This is a genomic window from Bartonella sp. CL70QHWL (genome assembly GCF_042194855.1).
Classification (GTDB): Bacteria; Pseudomonadota; Alphaproteobacteria; order Rhizobiales; family Rhizobiaceae; genus Bartonella.
Genome location: NZ_JBHINJ010000001.1, coordinates 1 through 25,720 on the forward strand (window position 1 = coordinate 1; position 25,720 = coordinate 25,720).

General features: G+C 36.3%; 12 protein-coding genes, 1 tRNA gene and 2 pseudogenes. 8 read left to right on the forward strand and 7 right to left on the reverse strand.

Going from position 1 to position 25,720, the window contains the following annotated elements; genetic code table 11:
• The 3 genes and pseudogenes from ACFIJZ_RS00005 to ACFIJZ_RS00015 form a co-directional block, all read right to left on the reverse strand.
• Window positions 1-2,170 (reverse strand): annotated as a pseudogene (locus ACFIJZ_RS00005) (hypothetical protein); the annotation flags it as partial.
• 626 nt (window positions 2,171-2,796) lie between these two features.
• The gene (locus tag ACFIJZ_RS00010) at window positions 2,797-8,835 is read right to left on the reverse strand and encodes a Vomp family autotransporter (RefSeq protein WP_375630476.1); all 6,039 of its coding nucleotides are present in this window, start codon (window positions 8,833-8,835) and stop codon (window positions 2,797-2,799) included.
• A gap of 979 nt (window positions 8,836-9,814) precedes the next feature.
• Window positions 9,815-10,321 (reverse strand): helix-turn-helix domain-containing protein, encoded by a 507-nt coding sequence (locus tag ACFIJZ_RS00015; protein WP_273790298.1) that lies wholly within the window; start codon window positions 10,319-10,321, stop codon window positions 9,815-9,817.
• A gap of 147 nt (window positions 10,322-10,468) precedes the next feature.
• Here ACFIJZ_RS00015 and ACFIJZ_RS00020 point away from each other — a divergent pair, with 147 nt between their 5' ends.
• The 3 genes from ACFIJZ_RS00020 to ACFIJZ_RS00030 all read left to right on the forward strand — a co-directional run bounded on the left by ACFIJZ_RS00020 (window position 10,469) and on the right by ACFIJZ_RS00030 (window position 11,534).
• Entirely contained in the window at window positions 10,469-10,711 is a 243-nt protein-coding gene (locus ACFIJZ_RS00020) for a hypothetical protein (RefSeq protein WP_273790297.1), read from the forward strand.
• 104 nt (window positions 10,712-10,815) lie between these two features.
• Complete coding sequence (locus ACFIJZ_RS00025; protein WP_375630477.1) at window positions 10,816-11,262, forward strand: hypothetical protein; 447 nt, start codon at window positions 10,816-10,818, stop codon at window positions 11,260-11,262.
• A 2-nt stretch (window positions 11,263-11,264) separates the two neighbouring features.
• Entirely contained in the window at window positions 11,265-11,534 is a 270-nt protein-coding gene (locus tag ACFIJZ_RS00030; protein WP_012754562.1) for a hypothetical protein, read from the forward strand.
• Window positions 11,535-11,853: 319 nt separating this feature from the next.
• On the opposite strand, the gene ACFIJZ_RS00035 is transcribed toward ACFIJZ_RS00030, so the two are convergent.
• Both ACFIJZ_RS00035 and ACFIJZ_RS00040 read right to left on the reverse strand, forming a co-directional pair.
• Window positions 11,854-13,065, reverse strand: coding sequence for an MFS transporter (locus tag ACFIJZ_RS00035; RefSeq protein WP_273790295.1), 1,212 nt, complete (start codon window positions 13,063-13,065; stop codon window positions 11,854-11,856).
• Window positions 13,066-13,665: 600 nt separating this feature from the next.
• Window positions 13,666-13,974: pseudogene (locus ACFIJZ_RS00040) on the reverse strand (dTMP kinase); the annotation flags it as partial.
• A 1,435-nt stretch (window positions 13,975-15,409) separates the two neighbouring features.
• Between ACFIJZ_RS00040 and ACFIJZ_RS00045 the strand changes: the two are divergent.
• The 5 genes from ACFIJZ_RS00045 to ACFIJZ_RS00065 all read left to right on the forward strand — a co-directional run bounded on the left by ACFIJZ_RS00045 (window position 15,410) and on the right by ACFIJZ_RS00065 (window position 20,954).
• Window positions 15,410-16,600: a hypothetical protein gene (locus ACFIJZ_RS00045; RefSeq protein WP_375630723.1), complete on the forward strand. Its 1,191-nt coding sequence runs from the start codon at window positions 15,410-15,412 to the stop codon at window positions 16,598-16,600.
• Window positions 16,597-17,802: an ATP-grasp domain-containing protein gene (locus ACFIJZ_RS00050; protein ID WP_375630480.1), complete on the forward strand. Its 1,206-nt coding sequence runs from the start codon at window positions 16,597-16,599 to the stop codon at window positions 17,800-17,802. The genes ACFIJZ_RS00045 and ACFIJZ_RS00050 overlap by 4 nt, the downstream gene beginning before the upstream one ends.
• 165 nt (window positions 17,803-17,967) lie before the next feature.
• Complete coding sequence (locus ACFIJZ_RS00055; protein ID WP_375630481.1) at window positions 17,968-18,174, forward strand: YqcI/YcgG family protein; 207 nt, start codon at window positions 17,968-17,970, stop codon at window positions 18,172-18,174.
• 1,297 nt (window positions 18,175-19,471) lie between these two features.
• Entirely contained in the window at window positions 19,472-19,741 is a 270-nt protein-coding gene (locus tag ACFIJZ_RS00060) for a hypothetical protein (RefSeq protein WP_375630483.1), read from the forward strand.
• On the forward strand, window positions 19,734-20,954 hold the full coding sequence (locus ACFIJZ_RS00065; protein ID WP_375630485.1) for an MFS transporter: 1,221 nt from the start codon (window positions 19,734-19,736) through the stop codon (window positions 20,952-20,954). Before ACFIJZ_RS00060 ends, ACFIJZ_RS00065 begins: the two co-directional genes overlap by 8 nt.
• Window positions 20,955-21,427: 473 nt before the next feature.
• On the opposite strand, the gene ACFIJZ_RS00070 is transcribed toward ACFIJZ_RS00065, so the two are convergent.
• Both ACFIJZ_RS00070 and ptsP read right to left on the reverse strand, forming a co-directional pair.
• Window positions 21,428-21,517, reverse strand: a tRNA-Ser gene (locus ACFIJZ_RS00070).
• A gap of 1,542 nt (window positions 21,518-23,059) precedes the next feature.
• Window positions 23,060-25,591, reverse strand: a complete 2,532-nt coding sequence (ptsP, locus tag ACFIJZ_RS00075) for a phosphoenolpyruvate--protein phosphotransferase (protein WP_375630487.1) — start codon at window positions 25,589-25,591, stop codon at window positions 23,060-23,062.
• Window positions 25,592-25,720 lie beyond the last annotated feature (129 nt).

A 25,720-nucleotide genomic window follows, 5' to 3' on the forward strand; every position in this document is an offset into this window, starting at 1 on the left:
AAATTATCCGATCAGCACCGCTTTCATTTGCAATATTGATTTCTGCGCCACCTACTTTTGCACCAATAGTGAGACGATGCGTTGTTTTGTCTTGCTGAACAAAGCTCTCACTTTCTACTTTGGTAATCACATCGTTAACCTGTTCAGTCAATTTATTCTGAACATTCGTGATAGAACTTCCAACACCTGCAAGTGCATCCGCTACATTCGTATAGTTCTTGTCAAAAGAAGTACCATCCTCACCAAACTGCTTGATCTTGAAATCCGGTGCTTTCCATTTGCCCTCTTCATCATAACCAGCACCACCACCAAAATAGGATGCAAGCATGTTACCCATTGAATAAAGTTGACCACCATTTACTGCATCTGTTGAGTTTTGGGTAATCTCACCACTTTCTAGAAACGTAATTCTACTGTTTTCTTGTGTTCTTACAGCCCTGCCTTTTTCTTCTTTTCTCTTTTCATGACGCGCTACAAAGGCATTGGCTTCATCATTCCATAACAAAGAATCCTGTGCTACTCCTTCAGAAACTTCTTTAATCCGTGCATTCACATTCTTGATATTTGTATCAAGACCAGTAAATGCACTACCAACATCTTTAAAAGAGCCCTCTGTTATATTACCCTTTGTATCAATCTTGGATAAGTCATAAGTTGGTCCCGTCATGTCAGAACCAGCAACTCCTGCACCTCCACCAAAATATTTTGATGTATTCGCCATAGCCGTTTCCAGATTTCTCGCTGTGGACGAAAGACTCTCATTGGTTTTGCTTAACTGTGAAAAATTAACTGCATCGTTCGCTCCAGTGCCATCCGACACTCCTGTAATCTTTTTACCCCCAGCATCTATCCCAGAAATGATTATTTTCGGACCATCAGTAATTACTAAGCCCGTAGCATCTAAGGTATTTGTACCTGCCTTTACGCTCTCCAGTGCAATGTCTTGAGCCAGATCAAACTTTACTTTATTGTCATCTTCGCCCTTTGTAATATTTAGGTTGCTACTTCCAGCGGAAAAATCTACCGCGCTATCCATAAGAACAGTTGTAGCATTTTTATCTCCAACAGAGAATTTCCAACCGTTTTGTCTTACAACTTGTTCTAAGTCCTGCAACTGTTTAAGGTTCACTGCATCGGTAATATTAGAACCAGCAGCTACGCCTGTAATTTGTCTGGTTATACCCTTACTATAATCACCAACACTAACTGAGCCCCGCGTACTTTTCCATTGCGCCTCAACGTTTGTTGCAGACCCCTGCAACAAAGAAGTGTAGCCAAGCTCACCAGCAGCCCTATCAGCTACAGAATCGCTTCCTAGAGCAACACCTGCCGCAACCGTCACATTAGAGCTAGCGCCTATAGCAATTCCCTGCAGCGCCTGCTCCTGTGCATATGCATTGTACCCCATAGCAATCGCTTCATTTGCATAACTATGTGCTTTACTACCGAAGGCTATTGAAAAATCACCGAATGAAACTGTTCTCTGTTTTTCATCATAACTATCGGTTAGAGAAGAACCGATTGCAATGCTATTTTTAGTATCTCTACTCCTACCGGCTAAAGCAGTTAAGCCGATTGCAATCCCTTGGTCAGCCTTCGTCTGCGCTACCTGCCCGTAAACAATAGCATCATGAGCTTCTCCCTGAGCTCGTTCACCATGGACAAGAGGATTACCCAAATTCCCATCCCTAGTCATTTGACCGCCCGTTACAACTCTTGGAGTTAAAGCTGCTCTTGTTATTTTTTTACTTCCAGCATTCATATCAATTGAACGTATTGAATCGCTGGCTTCTGCCAAAACATTCACTATAGGACTATAATCGCTCACACCAGTAAGAGTTTTGGTTAAAAAATTTGCATAGTCATCAGCAGCACTTACCTTGGATGTCAAAGAAACATTCAGCGCTGTTAAATAATTTTCCTGTGATGCACTAGAAGAATCCAAATCACTGTTATAGCTATCATAAACAGAGACAATACTTTGTGGATATATCTCAGCAGTGTTCCTTATGTTTGCAGAAATCTCTTCTCCTGAATCAAGATCATTCGAAAAAACAGGGGAAATACTGGCTAAAAGTGCAGCTATTGAAGTCAAGGATAGGACTTTAATAAAAGGAAAACGGGAAAATTTTAAATTGCTCCCTGCTAATTTTGTATATAATTTTTTCATAATGAACTCCCCAATGAAAGAAATAACTATAAACACAAAAAAGACACATTTAAACGCTATAAAGTTTCCTAAATTTGGTTTTTCTAAACGTATTCAAAAATTTAGTACCGGACTGCAAAGATAGAGAAGTTGTGTTTTTAGCTTTTATGGTTAATGTGTTTTGCTCTTTTACATTTCCTAAGAAAGTAAATTTCTTTGTGGTGATTAGTTTTTTTAACTTTTAAACTTATTGTTTGTTTTTTGCAAGGGGTAGAGTTGATTTAGTGGATTGTTTTATAACTTCTTCCAGTAAAGTTGAAATACATTTGAATGTGTACTTTTATCTTAGTAGAAAGCTTTTTAATAGATTTGTAGAGAGCAAAAGGTTTTTTTCTATCTGTAGAGTGCTACAGATTTTTCAGATTTAAAAAAATAATGAACTTATAATTTATGGAAAAACTTATTATCTTATTTTGAAATAAGAAGTTCATTTTGTTGAAAGTGTATAGGTTTTTTCTGTTTTTTAAACCTGTATTTGTCGTTATAGCGCTTATCAATTTATATATAATTTTTACATACGTAACAACAATTCACCCCTGCCTCATGAGACAGGGGTGAAAAGGAATTTTTATGTATTTTGTTTATTATCAGTTCAATGTCATATTGAATCCCGCACCTACACCCCAGTGACCTCCAGAAGTTGTTGCGGATATGTTAGAGCGGTATTTTCCATTTTCTGAGGTGTAACCTGCACCAAAGGCAAATGCAGATTGACTACGCCATAAACCAGTACCAAATCCAACGCTTAATTTTCCAGGTGTATCATTGTAGCGTAAGTTAGACACCGCAAGACCAATAGCCGCTGCTTGTCTTGCCTCTTTTTTCACACTCTCAATACTGTAGTTTAAAACGTTAAACTTCATATCTGTATATTGTTTAGACTGATCAACAGCATCATCAATCGCATCAATCACAATATTATTAACCCGTTGATCTGTGTAGTGCTTGGATTCATCAAGAATAATCTTCATCTGTTCTTTAGTATAGTCATGGAGTTGACCACCATTTACAGCTTCTTTTGATCCCTTCTCAATTTTACCATCAGCTACATTATCAATCAAAACAGGTTCACTGGCATCACCACCCGCTAATGTGATTTTATTGGTCTTTTTGCCGTTTGCATCTCTGTCATAACGAACAGCGTCCTCTTCAATACCGTCAACTCTATTATTGATGTTATCAACTTTGGTATCAATATTGAGAACTACATCACCAATATCAGCAATCGTATTTGAAATATTATCAACTCTGTTGGTAAGATGCTTCACATCTTTTTCAACACCAGTGACACGTTCATTAGTTTCCCAAAGTTGTCCACCATTGACCGCATCTTTCGAACCTTTTACAATTTTACCATCAGCTACATTGATAATTTTACTCGGCTTGCCATCACGATTAGCATCATAGGCTTTTTCTTTATCGTTCCACTTTAAAGCATCTGTATCGACCTTGTTGATGACATCATCAATACGGTTGTTAATATTTGACATCCCATTATTAATATCACCAAAAGCATCAGCGACATTATGGTGCTCTTTCTCAACAGTCGTACCATCAGCATTGACTTGAACAATCTTAAAAGTAGGATTTGTCCATTTGCCATTCTCATATTTAGCACCGCCACCGAAATAATTAGCAAGCTGGTTATTCATGGAATAAAGTTGGTTGCCCGTAATGGCATCTGTTGAACCTTGAGCAATCTCACCATCCAAAAGATACTTCAATTTGCTCTTTGTTTTCTGCCCATCTTTTTCATGACGTGCCACAAATGCTTCTTCATCATCATCCCACAGTAAAGCATCTTTAGAGAAATCTTCAATTTTCTGATTAAACTCATTGGATACATTCGTTAAGCGTTGATTCACATCTTGAACATTTTTATCAAGACCTGTTAAAGCATCACCAACATTGTAAAAATTAGCCTTCCCTACCTCACCACCTACAATAGCCGATAAAGTATATTTCAGCCCTTCAAAAGCACCGTTAATGAACTTTGCACCACCGCCAAAAAACTTTGCAATATCTGCTGATATTTTATTAATCTGACTACCATTGATTGCATCGTTGGAATTTTCAGAAATGCTACCATCTTTTACGTTATGAAGAGCAACTGGCCCATTACTCTTATTGCCGCCTAAAGTCACACTACCGTAATTAACACTATCATCGCCATTCTTATCGTAGAGAACCGCAGCTGCAGTTGCTGTCTCAATATCTTTCGTAATATCCTTTATGCTTTTATCAAGTTGGTCTTTGTTAACAGCTTCATCGCCATTTTCTGCCTCCCGCACGCCAGAAATTTTACGTCCTGAACCACCAACACCTGCAATATTGATCTCAGTACCAGCGGTATCCTTACCAATAGTAATAACACCTGATGCACCTCCATCTTGCTTAACAAGACTATTTTTTATCACATCAGAAATCTTATCATCAATTTTATGGATAGAAATATTTACACCCGTAAACGCATCTGTAACATTATCATATGCCGTTCCATCAATAAGGAAAGTTGGTTCTATACCGGAAAGTACATCTGTACTGCCACCAAAATATTTCGATGTATTTTCAGCAACCTTGAAGAGCTGTGAACCATTTACTGCTTCTTTTGATGCTTGAGAGATTTCTCCATCTTTTATACCGAAAAGTGTTCTCTCTTGATTATCTTTATTTGCAATACTTATTTTTGTACCACCGGTTTCTTTACCAACAGTAATAAGACCGTCTTCTCCCTCCTGCTTCACAAGGCTATTTTTTGTTATATCAGAGATTTGATTGTGAATATTTGTGAAAGTATTGTTCACACCTTCAAAAGCATCAGCAACGTTTTGATAAGGCTTCTTAGAGACGGCACCATTATCGCCGATATGATAAACTTGGAAAGTAGGAGCATGCCATTCTCCATTTTCATCATATCCAGCGCCACCACCAAAATATTTAGCAACATCATTAAACCCACTGATCAAATTTGCATTAACAATCCTGATATTTGTATCAAGCCCTGACAAAGCCGATCCAACATCATTATGTTCTTTCTGTTTTACTGTACCATCTGCTTCAATAGTAGTTAAATTATATCTCGGTTTAACAAAAGCACCGTTAATAAATTTTGCATTACCACCAAAATAATTTGCAATATCTCCAGCTATTGTATTAATCTGACTACCATTTACGGCTTCCATGGAGTCTTTGGAAATTTCACCATTTTTCACACCCGTAATGGTTCGACCTCCATCAGTACCTGTGATATTAATTCTCGTACCGCCTTTTTCTTTACCAATGGTAATAAGCTTTTCGCCCTCATCCCATTTAACAAGATTATTACTTGTTACATTGTTAATCTGACTATAAATATCTGTGATAGAGCTATCGATATCTTTAAAAGCATCAGTTACATTACTATGTTTTGTATTCTGAACCATAAAAGTTGGTTTTATACCATCAATCACATTTGTCTCACCACCAAAATATTCTGATATATTCGCAGCATAATTGAAAAGCTGATGGCCATTTATTGCTTCTGTTGAATCGGAACTGACCTTTCCAACTGCAACACCAGAAATAATTCGATCCTTGCCTTCAGAGTTCGCAACTTTGATTTCAATACCTTCTTTTTCGGCACCAATGGTAATTAAATTTTTACTTTTACTCCATTTAACAAGACTATTGTCTTCTATCTCAAACTTCATTTTATATAATTGTGAAAGATTAACAGCATCATGCTCATCGCTACCATCTGCGACTCCTTTAATTTGTGTCTTTGCAGCATTAATGCCACCCTTGGTCATGTTTGGACCATCCTTGATCATGAAACCGGCATTACTCATTCTGCTATCCCCTGTTTCTACACGACCAACTTTAATATATTCGCTTAAATCAAAGGATACTTGATTGTCTTCACTTTTGACAATTTTTATATTTGTGTTCTCACTCTCATTATTATCATCGTCTTTCTGCTTAACTGCAACAAAATTCACCGTACTACCAGCTTTAACATCTGTAGCATTGTTCCCATCAACAGAAAGTTTCCAGCCTGTTGCCATCCCTGCTGTAAAGTCTTTTAACTGCTTATAACTTACTGCATCGGTATCATCTTCCCCTGCCGCTACTCCTGTAATCTTTTTATCACCAGCATCAATACCATTCGTAGTTATGCTTGGTCCCCCATCAACAAACCCAAAGCCATTATCGCTCATAATGCTGTTGCCTGTCGTGACACTCGTCAACTTAAGAGTATCATTCAGAGAAAATGTAACTTGATTACTGTCTTTTGCAATTTTGATATTTTTGCTTCCGTCCTCACCCGCATCCGCAACAAAATCTACTGTACTCCCAGCTTTAACATCTGTAGCATTGTTCCCATCAACAGAAAGTTTCCAGCCTGCTTCAGCAAGTGTTCTTACCTCTGTCAACTGCTTATAATTTACAGCATCAGTATCTTCTTCCCCTGCCGCTACTCCTTTAATCTTTTTATTACCAGCATAAATACCTCCAGTAGCCATATGAGGACCACCAGTAATCATGAAACCATCATTATTCATAAAGCTGTTACCGGCAGCAACACTTGTCACTGTAATATCATCAGCTAAATCAAATGTGACATTACGGTTACCATCTCCTACAATCTTGATATTTTGACTATCTTCATTGCCAGCTGCCTCAAAATTTATCGTATCGTTTTGTCCAATAGACATAGGACTTTCACCGTTAACGGTAAGTTGCCAGTGCGTTTTAGAAGCTTCTTGCACAGCTTTCAGCTGTTTATAATTTACAGCATCGGTATCTTTAGTCCCTTCTGCTACTCCTATAATCTGTTTATTGCCAGCATCAATACCATTCTGAGACATGCTAGGGCCATTACCATCAATAAACTTAAAGCCATCACTATTCATAATGCTGTTGCCTGTCGTAACACTCGTGAGTTTAAGAGCATCATTCAAAGAAAATGTAACTTTATTATTATTATCTTTTTCAATTTTGATATTTTTGCTTCCGTCCCCACTCGCAGCCGCAACAAAATCTACTGTACTCCCAGCTTTAACATCTGTCGCATTGTTCCCCTCAACAGAAAGTTTCCAGCCGCCCTCTTTAATTCCTGCTGTAAATTCTTTCAGCTGTTTATAATTTACAGCATCATTATCTTCTTCTCCATCTGCTACATTTGTAATCTTTTCATTGCCAGCATCGATACCATCAATAGTCATCATTGGACCATTCTGAATAATAAAGCCATCATCACTCATAGAGCTTTGACCTGTAGTGACGCTTGTAAGTTTCAGAGTATCACTCAAAGTAAATTCAATTTTATGCTTATTCTCTGTAGTGTTTTTTGCAACCGTTAAATTGTCTTTTCCTTCATCGTTTTTACTTTTCACTGAAAAATCTACGGTATTGCCTGTATGCACATCTGTCGGATCTTTATCGTTAGCAGAAAGTTTCCAGCCTCCCCCCCCTGATATGACATCTCTCATAGCTCTCAGCTGCGCCACGTTTACCGCATCGGTATCTCTACTTCCAGCAGCTACCCCAGTAATTTGTCGTGTTAGGTTACCATTACCAGTACCATCAACTTCACCAACACTAAAAGCCCCTGTTGTACTTACCCATGCCATACCGGTTTCTGTCGTATCACCATTAAGGTAAGGGTCATACCCCTTAACACCTTTGTCTCTATCAGAGACAGAGCCACCACCGATAGCAACACCATCATTAACATGTACCTGTGCATTTGCTCCAATCGCAACGGAATCTTCTGTTTTAGCATATGTATGCGAACCTATAGCAATCGCATTTTCACCCTCCGCTGTTACTTTTCTGTTAGGATCATTTTCTTCAGTTCTGTCAGAGCGCCTGCCCCCTATTGCAATAGAACCTGAAGCTTTAGCTTCAGCATCTGTACCTATAGCAATCGCAAAATTCTTTTCTGCTCTTGCCTTCGTCCCCACAGCAATGCTATTTTCCCCTAATGCAGTTGCAAGCCCTCCAATAGCAACTGTAGATTCTCCCGAAGCCTCTGTTCCAACACCCATAGCAACAGCTGCTTTACCACTTGCAAGTGCAGAAACACCAAAGGCTTGCGCACCCCCTGCCTTTGCTGTCGCACCTGCACCAAAAACGGTTGAATAATTACCCGTTGCAGCAGAACCACAGCCAGTAGCAAAAGAATAAACACCATAAGCCTCAGGCATAGCATTTAGAGTCCCTCTAGAGCCGACTGGTCCCATATAAGTAGCATTGTTGGTCAGAGTCCCATCACCCTGCCAAATAACCTGTTGAGTGGTCGTACCATAAGCATTACGCCCGTTTGTCCCAGTGTAACCATTGATAAATCTGTTATATTGGACTTCTGCAGTTATTCGTTGATTATCAGCAATTCCCTGCTGTTGTTTGCCGCCACGCCCAATAACATTGTCTGCACCACAGAAATCATCATCACCAGCCAACACAACACTACCATGACTACCGTGTGGATATACAACACCACCACCACTTGTACTTAAATTAGCCCCTCCTGTGAATGCAAAGTTGGCAGCAAAAACAGGAGAAACACTCGATAAGAGTGTCGCCATTACCGTACTAAGAGAGACAACTTTAATTAAATTTGGTGTGGAATATTTTTTTTTCATAAGAACCTCCTCCAACAGAGTTCAACATCATTACAACGTGCGAAAACACACACGGCAAAACCCTTGTTTGCGCACTTCAAAAACCAATAAATCAAGACAAAACTCTCCCCCTACGATACCGCCATCTTTACGGCATCGCCCTAAATCTCTGCAACAACATCAAATCTAGAAAAGTCCCCAACCCTTTTAGCTAGAGGGATTCAAGCTAAAAAATCAATAAAAACACAAGACTTTGAAAATATACCGTAATCTCCATTTAAAAATACTGCGATTTATCTCTTAACAAAATAGTTTCACTAAAGAGCAATTCTACTTTTCAAATAAAGCGCATCAGCAAAATGGCAAGAGTGTAAAAAATAATTTTTTATAAATTTGTAAAAATACTTCTCAATAAAATAGCTGTTCTTATAAACACAAATTTATGATTTTTTTAACTTATAGCACAATGTAATAGATAACGATTATCATGATAATCTCACTCTTTGTTGCGAGATAATCTGTTTCAATATATAATGCATATCTTTGAAAGAAATCTTTCTTAATATAATGATGCACGCTCTGTAAAAAGTTCCAACGTGCTCATCTTGTCCTCTTCATAAAAAGACAAAAGTGCTATAAATGATCTTTCGTTCTTCTCGCGTATATGTCTGTTACCCTTCTATAGGAACAAAACATCGTCATTGTATTTTCACTGTTGTCAGTATCTTTTCCCTCAACCAACAAATATTTCAGGAATGACACTATATTAGCTTCTTTTTGAATCAATTTTGTTTGTATTGCTACCCGTCGTTCTTTTTATAAACTGCTTTATTTTTAATCAGAACAATATATTGATTTATAATGATAGCTTCTCGTTTTTCAGGTTGAATAAAAGACTCGAAGATCGTGAGATTTTCACATTCCAAACTTGGTTATACAGCAGAAAATCAAAAAAGTTTTATTTTTTTAAAAGGCTGTTCATTCGTATCTTATGAAATTTCTAGATATGCTTTTCAGTTTCGATTTTACGCTTTAAATGTAATTTTAAAAGTGGCAAAGTGGCTTCGACTTCTTCCATATCATTGAGGTTTTGAATAAGCTCTTGCAATCTTCCATAAAGCTCTGCTGCTAATTCCGCAACATCTTCAGGAGAAAGATCTATTTTTGCATCATGATAGGTCGTATAAACTAAATGTCCCAGCTTTTTCATCAGCCCAGCAGGTATCGCTTGCGGTTTAAAACCAGCTGCTTTTGCCTTTGCCATATCTGAAAACATCTCGCCATTGCCCGTCACAAGCCAATCTAAGGAAATACCACAAATTTCTTGATATTTGGAGAGCGCAGAGGCTGTAGGCTCACTTATACCAGTTTCATAAGTTCCTACAGAGCCAGCAGTGATACCAAGATGTGCAGCAAACTGCTTACGCTCTGTAAAACCAAGAGCGTGACGCACTTCACGAAAACGTTTTGCCAACTCAGTTTTAGGTTTTGCTTCCGGACGAGCCAAAAAACACTCCAAAATCAATATAATTGTTGACTAAATAATTATATTGATTTATATCTATTATTACTGCTCCTTAAAAAGAGCAGTTATCACATACATAACCCCACAAAAACAGATGTTGCAGCATCCGTTTAAGCAGGAGCGAAAATTATGACAATTACACAAAAAATGCAATCGCCGTGGTATTTTACTGAACTGCGCCCCTGTAATATAACCTTGGAAAAACTCAAGCCTATCCGAGGCTATTTTCCAGAGTCAAAAACATTTGGACACAGCCCAATGAAAAAGCTAAATGCGCCACTGCCAACTCTATCAGTTTGCATGCCAAGCCAATTCTTGCCAACTGCTTTCTCACAAGTCGCAGTCATATTCTTCCAAAAGCAAAAAGCCTAATACGATTCTCTTCATTCCATGCTGTGCAATATACCACTGAAATCTTATTACAAAAATATGCAAATTCATTTCCCATAGGTTTTTATAAGGTAAAAAGTTTATCAATGTCTAAAAATCAATATAAAATAGGCAAAATAATTGGTATTCTACAAAAAATGAGATTATCACTCGTTATTAAAAAGTTAGACGTTTACAAACCCTGTTTGCTTATTTTATATATTAATGACACTGAGTTAGCTGTAATTGGCAATAGAGATTTCAGGGTGTTTGGTTTATCGTCAGAATACTCTTCCTCTACGCACATTAAAAGCCTTTTGGCAGTGTATTTTAAATGCTATAAGTTCTATAGTAAACACATTGCCATCCATATTTACAATTGGGCGCTTCAAAAACTTGGAGTAATAAAATCTTTAATAGGCATTGATTTAAAAGCGCGTATTTTGCAGAAAATTGACAAAACCATGAGGTTCGTATACATGGCAATTTTAAGTGATGATAGTGGAGTGATACTTAAAAAAGCTGCATGGAAACCCGCAACGTTGAGGAATTAAGCATGACCTCTTTATGCGATAAAGAATTATCTGATACACTGGTTGGTCTTTATGACGACTATCAACGCGGTTTCGACATTGGAGAAGAGCTTAAATTGTGCGTGGATTTGGCGTTATCTCTTGAATTGGAACTCAGTATTCATCGTTTAAGTGAAACAGATGCTGTTTTAAAAAAAGAGATTGTGCAAACCTTGCATCGTCGTAGAAATACCCATTCCAATGAAGATGAAATTGATACAATTTTTCATATGGATTTTGAAAAACAAAAATAATACAATACTCTCCCCATATGATACGATATTACCTCATTGCTTTACTTTCTACTACGCTTAAACAAAAAACTCTCAAGAAGATTTAAAGTGTTACGTTTTCGTCTTCTTAACAACAGTGAGATGAATTAAAGAAACGCATCAATTCTTTTAGATCATTATCAAAAAATAGAGAGTATTCTCTAGTATACATCAATTTATGCTTTGTTCATTAAGCACCAACTTTTACATTTTCTCAACTCTCCTTTAAAAGCAAAATATGAAATGTGCTGCAGCGTAAATGTTTATAAAATAGCGTATATTGACCACTCTTAAACGTAATTTATTGTTTTTCATGTCTATAAAACAGCACTATGAGTATTCCAACAAACGCAACAATGCTTTGAAAAAAATATATCGATTGAGGTGATATGCTACTGTTATCGCTTGCCATAATGAGGTAGACTCCGAGGATCAAGCATCCAGAGATACCATTAAAACTTGCCTGCAATCTTCCTTGGTATTCAGGATCACAAGAGAGTTGTGATAAAGAAATCGAAAGAGCCCAACTCGAAAGTCCAAATCCAATCATAAAGTAAACAGGAAAAACAACAAAATTGTGTGTATTAACAGATAGAATAGCGAGGCCAATAGCCATAAAAGCTAATAAAATGGCTAATGTTTTCCTGATAGATAAAACTTTACAAAGAAGTGGTGAAAAAAACGCACCTGTCAATACGCCCATAGAATAAAGCACCTCAAATATTGCAAAGATACTGCTATCTGCATGTAAAACCTCTTGTATATAAGGAACGAGAATAACAGGAATGGTCATCAAAAGAGTCATAATAATCATCTGGCTTATATAAGGTACAAAAAGAGCCGGATTCTGTTTAAAATAATGAAGGGATGCTGTATAATTTTCCCACCAATTTTGCTGGTTTTGATTTTTAGATCTTCGGTTTTTAGGTACCTTCATTGCAAAATTAAATAAACCAGCAATGATAAAGAATATACCACCTATTAGAAGAGTTCCTTTTGTTCCTGCATAGGACAGTATAAATCCACTTAAGCCCATACCTACGATAGTGCCAAGTTCATAAACCATATCGATGGTCGCATTTGCATTGATGAGCTGTTCCTTCAGCACAATACTTTGAATTAAAGAAATAGCTGATGGCATATAAAAAGGGATAAAAATACCCAAAAGAGCAGATAAGACCATCAATTCAATTTCTATACCAAAATGCCAAAGCATTACCCAGCTTACAATTACCAAACCTCTCACAAGATTTGAAATAATAATCTGCGTTTTACGATTATATTTATCTGCCAATATGCCAAAAATAGGCGCAAAAATAATGCCAGGCGTCCAAAGAAAAAGCATCATCAACGCTACACCACGGATTGAGCCCGTCTGATTGTAAGCGAGCCATGACAATGTAATATAATTTAGTCCACTTCCAAATGTAGCAAATAAGCCGCTCAAAGTAAAATAGAGAAAAGTTCTATTTTCAAATAAAGCAATGCGTTCCTTCAAATTTGAAGTGAACATAAATTATCCTCTAAAATGAATACCAGTCGATATGCATGATACATCCTGTTTAAAAACAGGCATTCTTACAATTTTCATTTTAGATCATTAAATTTAAGAAAGCAAAATTTCTTTTTTGAGGCTTTTATAATCTTTGTGCTGTTTTATGATTAATTCCTCTATGAAAACGGAACATTTATGGACAAAAACAAAATTAATATTTTATGTGCGTTTTATTCAGAAGCTACACCTTTATACATATGTGAAACAATTTTACGGTATAGAAGCTTCACTCACATTATTGTCCTTATTATTCCGTGCACTAAAATATGCTCGAGTATATTCCTCCATGTCGTTCTTCTATCACCACACTTCGTCTCTAAAAGAATAAACATACTATTATCCTCACAATAAATATTGCTAACTTTTCTACTCCCCTTCTCTAAATCTTTTAAAACAAGCTCATTACAGTTAGTTTTCTAATTAAAATATATAACGTGATATTTTTCCTGAGCAGTTAAATTATTGCAATCATATCTCTAAAGTTTCAGATTTAGAGTACGAATACATAAAGGAGGATCTATCGTGGATAAATTGATTAATAAATGATTTTATTCATAATCAAAAACAAACTTCATCTATATGATGTCGTATTTGATGATGAATTAAAGAAACAGAAGCAGTTCCATCAATTGTTATAAACCGCTCATCTATTTCTGATAAAACTTTGTATACTTTGTAAACTTTTTCAATAAAAGAGAGTTTTTCTTCGTATTTTAAGTTTAAACCATCCCTTTTCTGCAACCGCTCTAGTATAGTAGTGGGCGGTAAATGAAGATAAAATGTAATATGAGGTCTTGGAATAGATTGATTTAATTTAACTACACTTTCAACAGAAAGCTCTCGAGCATAAAAATAAGCAAGACTAGAATAAACATATCGATGCTAATTAATAAATTTTGCGATGACGTGAAGTAAGGTTCAATAATTTCAAGCGTATGTTTGCGTCTATCTGTCGCTGATAAGAGTGCTAAAAGCAACGGATCAATTGCTTTTCCATTATCTAAGTAATCTCTAATTTCTGGATTATTTCTATACTAATAACTGGGTTGAAAAGTTTGTATTATATGTTTTTCTATTGAGTAATGGTGAGCGATTTCTTTTGTTTGTGTTGTCTTACCACTCCCATCAAATCCACATAAGACAATAAAAGAACCAGAAAATTTCTTTGGAGACCACATGGAATTATAAACTTTTTTATCAATATACATTTTGTCTATATACTTTCCATAAGTTAAATTGTTTTATGTCTGAAATCTCTTAATGTTTAATAAGGTGTTTTTTAACTCGTCTCTAAACAGAAAAACACAATACTCCCGCATTTTGTATAACTTTATGATAAATGGTAGTATATAGACTTAGTTTTAAGATAAGGTTATATTTTAGACAACTTAAAATGAGATTAAGTATTTGTAAAAAATATATTTTTTTGTTCACACTCCATAACCTGCCATTTTTTGACGAATTCTAGTAGAGTTTCTGAGGATTACTCCTATAGCGTCGTGTAAGTGTATAGAAATGAGTTCGATCTCAGTATATTATTGTCCCTTAAGAGCTGCTACTAGATTGCGCTCCATAGGAAGCTAATGAAATCAACTCTATCTTTTCTCAAACCACTGCCCTCGCTATAAGCATTTGATATCCGATCCCGTCAAAAAGCAGCAGAGCAATTCTTGGAAAACATCGCTGAGATATTGAAATATGTCTTGCAAAAGCGTTTAAATCAAATGTTTCACTATATTTTTCGGTATATTCATAAACTGAAATTAAGAATATTATAATAAGACCTCAAACAACGACGACGCCCAAATCAGCCGTAATAAAGCCTCCTAAAACTGAACCAATAATACCTCTCTATCAGACAGACTACTATGTAAAGGCTTTAATACAATACCTTAGCGCTAATGCCATAAATGTTTCTGATAGATAACGAAGTTTATTGTCACAACAACATCTAACAACGGTCAATAGAAAAACCTCAACCTTGAGTATAAATAAAATCAACTTGAAAGCGCAAAATATATCTCTAGGACATAGTTATATTCGTTATCTGGCTTTCCCCTTATTGGCAAGCCTCCCGCAACAGACGCAGTAAAAATACCAGCCTCTATCGCTATTCATTCTCCTGAATAATAAGCTATCACTACCATAAACATCAGCGTTCAAATGTTCCCTACCAAAAAACTTGACATGCCCAGTAATATGTGTGTGTGTATTTATTATTTGTAAACATGTGTGCTGATTTATAATACTGTGTGTTTTTAAGAGATTCTGAAATGGGGGGGATAATGTGCACAAACAACTGATGTTTCGGTTTTATGGGCTTGTTGTCCTGCTGTATCTTTCTGATATGGTCTTATTTTTAAGTAATCTTTGGAATGCTTATCGCATAACATCCTCATCGGTTTTCCTAGGCGTAACCATGGCTTTGGGCACCCTTATGCCCTATCTTTTGAAAAAAAGCGGTCTTGTGCACATTAAAGCCTCACTGCGGTTGGTCGATTTATACAAAAGGCGAATCATTATCTATAGCCTTCTTTTATTGATTGCACTTTTCCATTACGCTGATTCCCCCTTTGGTTTTATCGCTGTCTCTATCTCTATCGGCTATCTCTCTTTGATTACCTTAAGCACTCTCGAGACTTATAATACTAAACTAGCACTTAGTGGTTATATTAGCGCCCAAAAGGCTTCCCGCATTATGCAAACAGTGGTGCAAATTGGCGCATTTTTGGGAGCAGCACTGAGTGGTTATCTCTTAGAAGCGACCAGCCCTCGAGGGGCAGCAGCTGAAATCGGTTATAATGGTTTGATTGTGACACTTTGTGTGTTTGACATCATTATAAGCCTTATAGCCGGATATATTATCTTTTGCGATGAATATAACGCCACAGATACCACAACACTTGAAACTGGTAAGAAGCCAGCGCCTACACCGCAAGCGGATGAGCTCTCCCGTGAACTTAAACTTTTATGCGTCTGCATAGGACTTATTGGCTTTCATATTTGCGCTTATAATACGCTGGCAACTATTCTTTTTCAGAGTGTGAAAAATTTTGGTTCTGAATATTATGGGCTTTGCAGTGCGGTTGCGGGCGTGGGCGCTTTTTTGGCTGCTTTTATCAAAATCCCTCGTTTTGAATTTATTCTCCCAGCCCTTATGTTGAGCATGGCTGATCTTATTTTTAGCACAACACAATCGCCCTATTTGGCTGTGGTCTTTTGCTTTTTTATTGGCTTTTCAATGAATACCATGCGAATTAATGCCCGCAAACATACGATTGAAGCAACCAAAACAGAGGCTCAAGCAGAGCTGGTGGGAAGCTATAGCGGTATGCTTTATACCCTCTCCCAATCGGCAGGTTATGTCATTCTTGGTCTTCTTACAAGCTCTGCCCTTATGGGTCCTCAAGCAGCTGTTTATCTTCTGCCCCTTATAGGGCTAATAATCTTTATTTATGTTCTTTTCCTTTTATCACAGCGGAACAAAGTATGAGAAAACCTATTCTTATTGTCGACCCTTTCTCCACGGGTGCCCTCTATGGCCCTGCTTTGCAAAAATTAGGCTATGCTTGTTATGGTGTTGTCTCTCAAGCAGCTCCTTTTTCACACTTTATGCTTTCTTATCAGGGAAAGGGCATGGCAGAAGCGAAGCTTCATAGTGTAGATGAGATAAAGAAACGCTTTCCTATTGGCACGATAGAGGCTGTAATAGCGGGTGCCGAAAGAGGTATCTATTGTGCAGAGCAATTGGCGGCTTATTATGGTTGTCTTGGGAATAACCCCTTGACTACCGATTGGCGACGGAAAAAAGCAGCGATGCAAAAACGCCTTTGTGAAAATGGTTTATCTTACATCCGATCAAAGATTCTTACAAAAAACGATTGTACTCTCGATGGTTTTGAAAGCCACAGCGGCTATGTGGTAAAGCCAAATGATTCTGCAGGGAGTGATGGTGTTTTGTTTTTCTCTAATCTTGAGGAAGTAGTAACGTGGACCTCTGAAATCGACTGGAAGAAAAAAAATATTTTTGGCGCACCTAACGAGGCCTATTTGCTCCAAGAAAGATTGGAGGGAGAGGAATACATCGTCGACGCCGTTGTAAATGGAGAGGCTATAAAGGTATGTGCTTTATCGCGGTATAAAAAAGGTATTCATAATGGAAGTGCTTTTGTTTATGAATCGCTTGATGTGCTTGATGCTCAAGATCCCTCTTATGCCCCTCTTATCTCTTATGCAAAACAATGCATTCGCGCACTGGGGATTGAATATGGACCTGCGCATATGGAAATCATGCAAACAGCTCGTGGTCCAGTGATGATCGAAGTAGGAGCCCGCCTCCACGGAGGAATTGCACCCACCTTGTTCGCGCATTGCTATGAAGATGGTTTACTTGAAAGCTCCGTTAACCTTATTGCAGGCGTGTTTTCGCAAACCCCAAGTCGCTTTAAGAAAAAAGGGCGTATTATCTTCCTTATCAACGAGATCGACGGTCATATTATAAAAGATGTTAACGTATGGCGGCAAAAGCTTCATTCTTGGGAAAATGTGGTTCATTTTACGCTCTTTTTTAAAGAAAACGAGCCCCTCCCCCTAACCATCGATTTAAATACCTGCCCAGCTATTATAGCAATTTGTGGACACAGTGATGATGAATTATCAGCTTTGGAGAGGATCATTCGTAGCAATTTCTTATAAAATATAGCAATTGGGAAGAAAAAATGGATTCAGAAGCGCAAATAATTGAAAATATAGACAAATATTAAAAATGGGAGCAAGTCATTTTTAAAGAATTCAATGCAACCATGAATAACACAATTAGGCCTTTTCTGCCTATTCAGTGTAAATGGATACTCAAAAAATATGCTTAGATTTGGGTTCTACAACAAGCTGACTTCAAAAAATATAATGGAAGACCTGATAACTTATTGCGATAATTATAAAAGTTTTGGAAAGAACACATCTTTTGTTGCATTCGAGGAGCCTGCCCCCATAAAAAGTATCGAATTTTATAGAGAAAAATTCTGGTCTACACTTAAAAATTTGCGAGCTTTTGACAACCGAGAGTGACCTAAGCATATACAAAAAAAATATGTACAATCATCTATGAGAGTTCTGCTTTCATGGCGAACCTACGTTTATAGCTTGCAATACCCCATCCCATATAAACAGAATTAAGTAAGTTCTATATTTATGTTAACTTTCCAGCCTAGGTGGGTTTTTTCTGATCTGCTCGATACAGAACAAAATGTATTCTCGTTGTAGGAAAAAGGCCTGAACCTTTTGATATTATCACAAAATCTCCTTTTTTAAGAAAATATAGCAAACTCCAAAATAGAGAATGGACGCAATATTTTCTGCAAGACAACACTATTGAATCCCTACCTTGCTCATATCATCTAATGAAACACGATAATGACTAAGTTTTCTAAAATTAAATTAAATAAAAATATTTATGATATATTAAAAATGATACTGCCAAAACAAGGCTCGATAGAGATTCAAAGGGATTTTCCAAAAAATACATAGAATGCAGTGTGTATGTATAAAACTTCTCAGGATGATCGTGTTAATAGCAATGTTTAGGGGTGCCTTTTGGGGAAAGATTGTACAGCAATTACGAGTATCTCTAGGAGAAAAAACGCTGATTTTTAGAACAGAGAGAAACATTGATTATAACAGTTTATTAGGCTAAACGCAGAATATTCTCCTAATAATGGATGGTTAAATTATAACGGGATAGTTTTTTGATAATCATAAAGAAAAAGGTAGAGAGCGTGTTTCTTTTAGTTAAGAAAGAGTGTTGCTCATTTTTTTTCTAAAAGTAAGCAAATTCAAAGATAATTTTTTGTTCTTGTAGTGGTGAGAAAATAATTGTTAAAGTGAATGAAGGGGAGATTCCAATACATTGTTATAAAGTTTAATAAAAGTTGGAATACTTAAAAACTCTTTAGTTGCTATGATGATTTAGGCATACCAGATTAAGATACGGGGAATTCAAGGGCTCAAAACTTTGTGATAATATTGGTTTAGAATTACATCTTGTTCATTCAGACGAGATAGCCAATTATTATATGTCATAGAAACATATGGGTGGGGAATTTTAAAAAAGCTTATCCAGAATCTGACTTAAAGGTTATTGGAACTTTAGTAGTAAGATTGGCTTGGTCTCATGTTGCTCAAAAATTAGCAACCAATCTTGTTGTGACTAGACTAAATTTGGAAGATCTGCTCACTGAGCGTTTTTATAATATTATGAAATGATAAAAATATTAATATTTCTTCTTGTCCCAGACATGAAACCGGTGCTATTTGTATTTATTATCCGTTGCACCATTGTCCGAAATATCTTTTAAGTGGTTGTCACTTGAAATATGCCTTGGAAAATTATTTGGCAAGAGAGCATACCTATATGTATTGGAAAGTAATTTCCTATTATTTGTCTCAATCTATGGGTACAACGTTGCCAAGTATAGAATTCATGCTGACAGATGACTTTCAAAAAATAAGTGCCTATAACGCATTTGAACTAAGCTTTTATGAAAAACTGGAATTTAGTACCGAACCATATTCAACAATGGAGAAAATCATAAAATGGCTTGAGTCTCTATTTAAGAGAGGGGGGGCTATTGCGTAATTCTGTTTTTCTTATGATTGTAATTGGTTGTTTGACGAGTTTTTGTGCTAGTGGTGTATTATCTATCGGCCTTTCTTTGTTACAATTCCAAGATACAACTGGAGAAGCATCTGCTGCTTTAAATGTCGTTAATTTAATCGCAATTGGAATTGCAGGCTTATGTTTGGGGAATGTGTTGGCGCACTATCAAGGCTTTATAATTGGTTTTTATAGTCAAATTATTTGCGCTTGTTTATCGTCGTTCTTATTATTTATGAACAATCCGGTACTTATTTTATTTGTATTTTTTTTACTTGCTCTCTTGATGGGGGCTGATAACCCAAATAACAATAGTGTCTTGAATCAGCTGGTTCCAGCTCCCAAACAAAAAGCTGGAATTTTTGCATTTTACACTAGTTGCTGTCAGTTTTTTGTTATTATATCCCCATTGCTTATATATTTTATAATTGCGCATTTGGGGCACAAAATAGCCATAGCCTTTATTGTATTTATCTATCTTTTGAATGCCTGCTTATGGTTTCGTATAAAGTCTATACAACAACTAAACAGAGCAAAAGAGCTATTAAAAAAGCCATCTCAAAAAGCTTATGGAGTTGGGTTCAGGTGCCTTTGGCGGATTTCTGCGTTGCGTTTTTTAACGATTAATCGTATTTTGAATAATTCTCTCTATACGGGGCCTATTGTTTTATTGCCACTTGTGCTTGCTTCTATAACATCAGATAATATAAAATTTACAGCTATTCAAAATTCTATTTTTGCTTTGTCAGCACTGGGTTTTGTGATCAATGGTCTTATCTCATCTTATTATTTACAGAAATTTCCATCTTTAATTCGTTTTTTTGTATGGGGGGCACCGGCTTTTGCCGTGATCGCAATCTCTTTTGTTTTATATTTAAATTTTACTCAATATTCCCTTTATATTATGGGGTTTTTATTAGGTATTGGGCAATTTTATTTTAGGATATCGGGAATAACAATTGGACAAGCTATCACACCTAATGAAAATTTAGCCGAGGTGATTTTGGCAGGCGATGCCAGTGTACGCATCATAACAGCTTTATTCTCTATTGTGCTTTTATATGCAGGAAAATTTTTTTCATTTTCTATATTATACGTCCTATGTGTATTTATAGGCTTTTGCGCCCCTTTATTTATTTTGCACGGACTATCTATTTACATACAAAGCTTAAAGATAAAAGAAAGCGCCGCATGAATGATATTCAATTATTATATTACGTCAGCCTTTTTTTGATTATCGTATAGATAAAAATGTTGTACAAATATTCATGACATTAATTTTAAATAAGCACATTGCGTGAGAAAAGCTGAGGTGTTTGTTACCTCTCATGTGGATAAAACGCATTTAGCCCGTTAAGCAACGAAATTGCAAATAGCACTATGATCACCATTAATTCTAAAAGCTCTACCAGAAGTTAGTGATAATGGCAAAAATCCTTTAATGATATTTGAAGAGATCGTTTATGCTAGATCAGGTTATCTCAAGATCGAGAGGAGAGGAGCTTAAAAAGTGTAAAATTCATGGAAATTCAACAGCAATTTCCAGGTGTACATAATGACAGGTATAGATTGGCGCGAACTGGTCAATTGCAACAGCAAAAAATCCTGCAAATGCTGAGCTTTTTAAACTATGTCATATCAAGCATATGAAAGTTCGTTTTAAATTAATGGCGGAGAGAGAGGGATTCGAACCCTCGATATGGTTTCCCATATACACGCGTTCCAGGCGTGCGCCTTCAACCACTCGGCCACCTCTCCAGAAGTTTGCACTATACCCAGAAAGAAATAACGTGCAAGTCTAAACTATACATTCAAAACCCAAAAAATAAATTCATTTATTAAAGTAAGAGCTTATATCTGTTGAATAACAAGCACATCCCTTCTTTTTAAGAAAAAACTTTTTTCGTGGATAGGTTTGTAGAATACAATAATGGGAATAAAAAGATTGTCACCAGTTATAAATTTTCATACTCATTTACGCACTTTCTGCTTCACAAAAAAATACTTCTCTTAAAATTGGCATACAGTCCATGGTTTTGCATAACCAAATAATTAATATCTCTCACTTAACACCATTGATTACCCTAATAATAAATAGAATAATAACGATATGAACTTCTTATATGTATATAATATTAAAATTGTTTATTCAGATAATAAATTTCATTTCAATAAAAATCGTTTTCAACCTTCTTCTTGCCTCCAAGGATGAAAATACTTAATCACTGTAACTTTGATTACAAACAACTCTCTCTTGAAATGAGATCTACCTGCTAATCACTTTTATGTTTCAGATAATATATAAATATTGATTTATAATAATAAATTATCGTTTATACGTCATAAGCGGGGATGGTATGTGGGAGAAGAACATTTTAAGAGAGGATAAGTGCCTCTTATGTATTTTTTCAAATAGCACGAATTCTTGCAACATTGAGGGCTGTAAAATAGTGTGATGGTGTCAGTTTTCTCTTTCATAGGATTACAGAATAAGCCCTACTCTAAATTCTCTATTCAATTTCACACTTCTATATTTAGTTGATACTAAAGAAAATAAAATTCAGACAAAAAAACCTTTGCATTTTTAATTTAATATGTATGAATATATCTTATTTTCTGAAATGAAAAAATAGTCATTTTGGTCAAATACAAAATCATAAAAATGCAAACCTGTTTTCATTTTTACCATATACTTTTAAATTCAGCTTTACAGTTTTCAAAATATCTAAAGTAATCTCTATTATTTAAAAGAGATTACGTATTACTTCATACTTTTGATTATCGCATTCTTTAAGTGGGATATGGTCTCATAACAAAACAGAATACTCTAAAAATACTATTTTCTTTCTCATCCACACGTTTGTTAAAAAACATCTCTTAAAGCTTGTCACATCTACCTCATACGGTGTCTATGAATGGTATAAAATCTATTGGATAGCATCATCTTTCCTTAAATAAAAAGTAAAAGCCAAGTACCATCACGCTATTTATCACCTAATATTACAACATCCATTGCGATTTGAGAGAATGCATAAAAGGCATTTATTCTTTCTTAGAGTGTTTTTATCCATACATTACTCCTCTTTGTAATGTATAAAAGAATAATTTTTATTAATTTAATATAGAGAAATTTAAAACGAGAAAACCCTACAATATTTAAGGCTCTCATTATGTAACACGATAAATTACCATTACAAATTAATATGCTGCTTATAATTGTCCTAAAGGATAATGTTTTACAACACTAAAGATCTGATTAGTCTGAAAAATGAGCTCGTTTTTTCCCCTTAATGTTCTCTATCACCTTATATCCTTGCTTAGAGCACGTACAGCTCGTGCAGTTTCACATTGTAATGCTTTTTGTGCTAAAATTTTCATATCTTCAAAACTATGAGTCTGTAAACACGCCTTTACTGGAGAAATATCGCAAGATATCATAGAAAGCTCATTAATTCCCAATCCAGTCAAAATCATTGCACCAAAAGGATCTCCAGCCATACCACCACATACACTAACCCAACACTTATGTTGTGCAGCTCCCTGAATAGTCTGATAAATCATACGCAAAACTGCTGGATCAAGGCTATCAGCTTCAGACACAAGGTACGGATTTTGCCGATCAACAGCCATTGTATACTGTGTTAGGTCATTGGTTCCAATTGAAAAAAAATCAACATGGGCGCTCAATACATCTGCCATAATGGCCGCTGCTGGAACTTCGATCATAATACCAAGTTTTAATTTTGGTGCATCAATATCGTTGCGGATTTCCTCTGCAATCTTTTTTATAGCGACAATCTCTGAAACAGACATGACCATCGGAAACACAATCCATAGATCTCCGCCCTCTTTTGCTGCTCGATATAAAGCACGTAATTGAGGCACCAAAAGATCACGTCGACGTAACAAAAGCCGCGTTCCTCGAACACCTAAAAAAGGATTGTCCTCTTTAGATAAATGTAAATGCGTAACCTGTTTATCCCCACCAATATCAAGTGCACGAATAATTAATGGCTTATCTCCTACAGCTGTAATCATCGTCCGATATATATTAAATTGTAGCTCTTCATCCGGAATATGTGGATTCTCTAAAAACAAAAATTCCGTGCGCATGAGTCCAACACCTTCAGCCCCCAAATCAAGCGCAACAGGAACCTGATTTGCGTAGTTGACATTGGCCATGATACGAATTCTTTGACCATCTATCGTTTGCGCTGGTAATCTACACGCACTTATTTCACTGACACGTTTTTGCACAACAGTATCAATATGCCTTTGAGCATCTTTAACGTCTTCAAGCGTAGGATCAAGGTAAATAAACCCGTTATCGCCATCAATAATAGCCTGAATATCAGACTGAATCGCTAAAATATCATCACCTGTAGCAACAACCATTGGAATACCAAGAGTACGCGCCAAAATAGCTGTATGAGATAATGGACCTCCCCATGCTGTTGCTAATCCTTTTACCCTTGTACAATCAAGTTGTGCTACATCAGAAGGAGAAAGGTCATTTGTAACCAGAATTACACCATGTGGAATATCATTTAAAAAGAACGATCTATAGGATGGATTGATTTCACCTAAAACACGTCGACCAACATCAACTAAATTAACAGCACGTGCTGCTAACAAAGGATTATCTACCTTAAAAAACATATCTGAAAATTGACGAACCGCTCTATCCCAAGACCAAGCGACACCATGACCTTCCGCTATAAAACGACAAGCTTGAGCTATTAAATTTTCATCGTCAAGCAAAACCATTTGCGCAGAAAAAATTGCAGCAGAATCTGCTCCCATACGCACTGTAATATCAGAAATTACAGATGCCATTTTATGTTTTGTTTTTGTAAGAGCATTTTCAAGACATGCTGCACCAGCTGCAAAATCAATTGGCTGGTCTATTATGGAAATATCATTTTGCCTTAAAACAAAAATCTTACCAAATGCTAATCCTGAACTCGCTCCAACACCAGAAATGCCTTTTTGCATAGAGCGTGGATACCAACCATGAAAAGCCTTTGTTTGAGATTCCATTGCTCTCATCAGGCATTTTTCACTAATACTCACTTTTTTTGCAATAGCAATGGCATCATTGAGAAGTTGTGCTCCTTCTGAAGCATCTGTAGAAAAAATCAGAACATCACCGTTTTTTGCTCCTAATTGCAATAAACCAACCAAATTTTTCATTTCAACGGTATATTGACCATGGCGAACTCTGATGGAACTTTGAGCCTTTTTCGCAAAATCAACCCAAAGAGAAGCTGGTCGTGCATGAAGACCACTTGGATAATCCAAAGTCCATTCCTGACACACAGAAAGGTCACCAATAAAAGTTTTTTCTATCTTCATATTTTGGTCAAACAAAGTTGTAACAATTTGCTGTTTGTCCATAGTTGTTGCAAGTACTTCAAGCTGTTTTTTATCAAATAAAAGAGACGTCAATTTTTTACAAATTTCTCTATAGCGATCTGGACACGCTGCAATGGCAATAACCAAATATGCTTTCTTGCCATCCTGCCACTCAACACCAGCAGGAACCTGTATAACAGCAACAGCATCCTTGATAATTAAATCACGATTTTCAGCCATACCATGAGGAATGGCTATACCATTTCCAAGCCAAGTATTGGTTGTTTCTTCACGTGCAAGCATGCTTGCCAGATAACACTTATCAACTGCACCAACCTGCACAAGCAATTCAGCAGCAGCATAAATTGCATCATTTTTATGATCAAAAGCAGCTGCAAGTTGTACAGATCTTATAGACAAGATTTCACCATCAGCAAAATCTACATTCATTGCTTCTGCTTTCTCATATCTCATCATGAATTCAAATTGCCTCACATTTGAACACCAATATCTCTGACACATTCCTTTTCAAAGCTGCATTTCCCAAAATACAAGCTATAAATACCACCACAGCTCTCTTTATATTTTACGGAATATAGCTAAGTG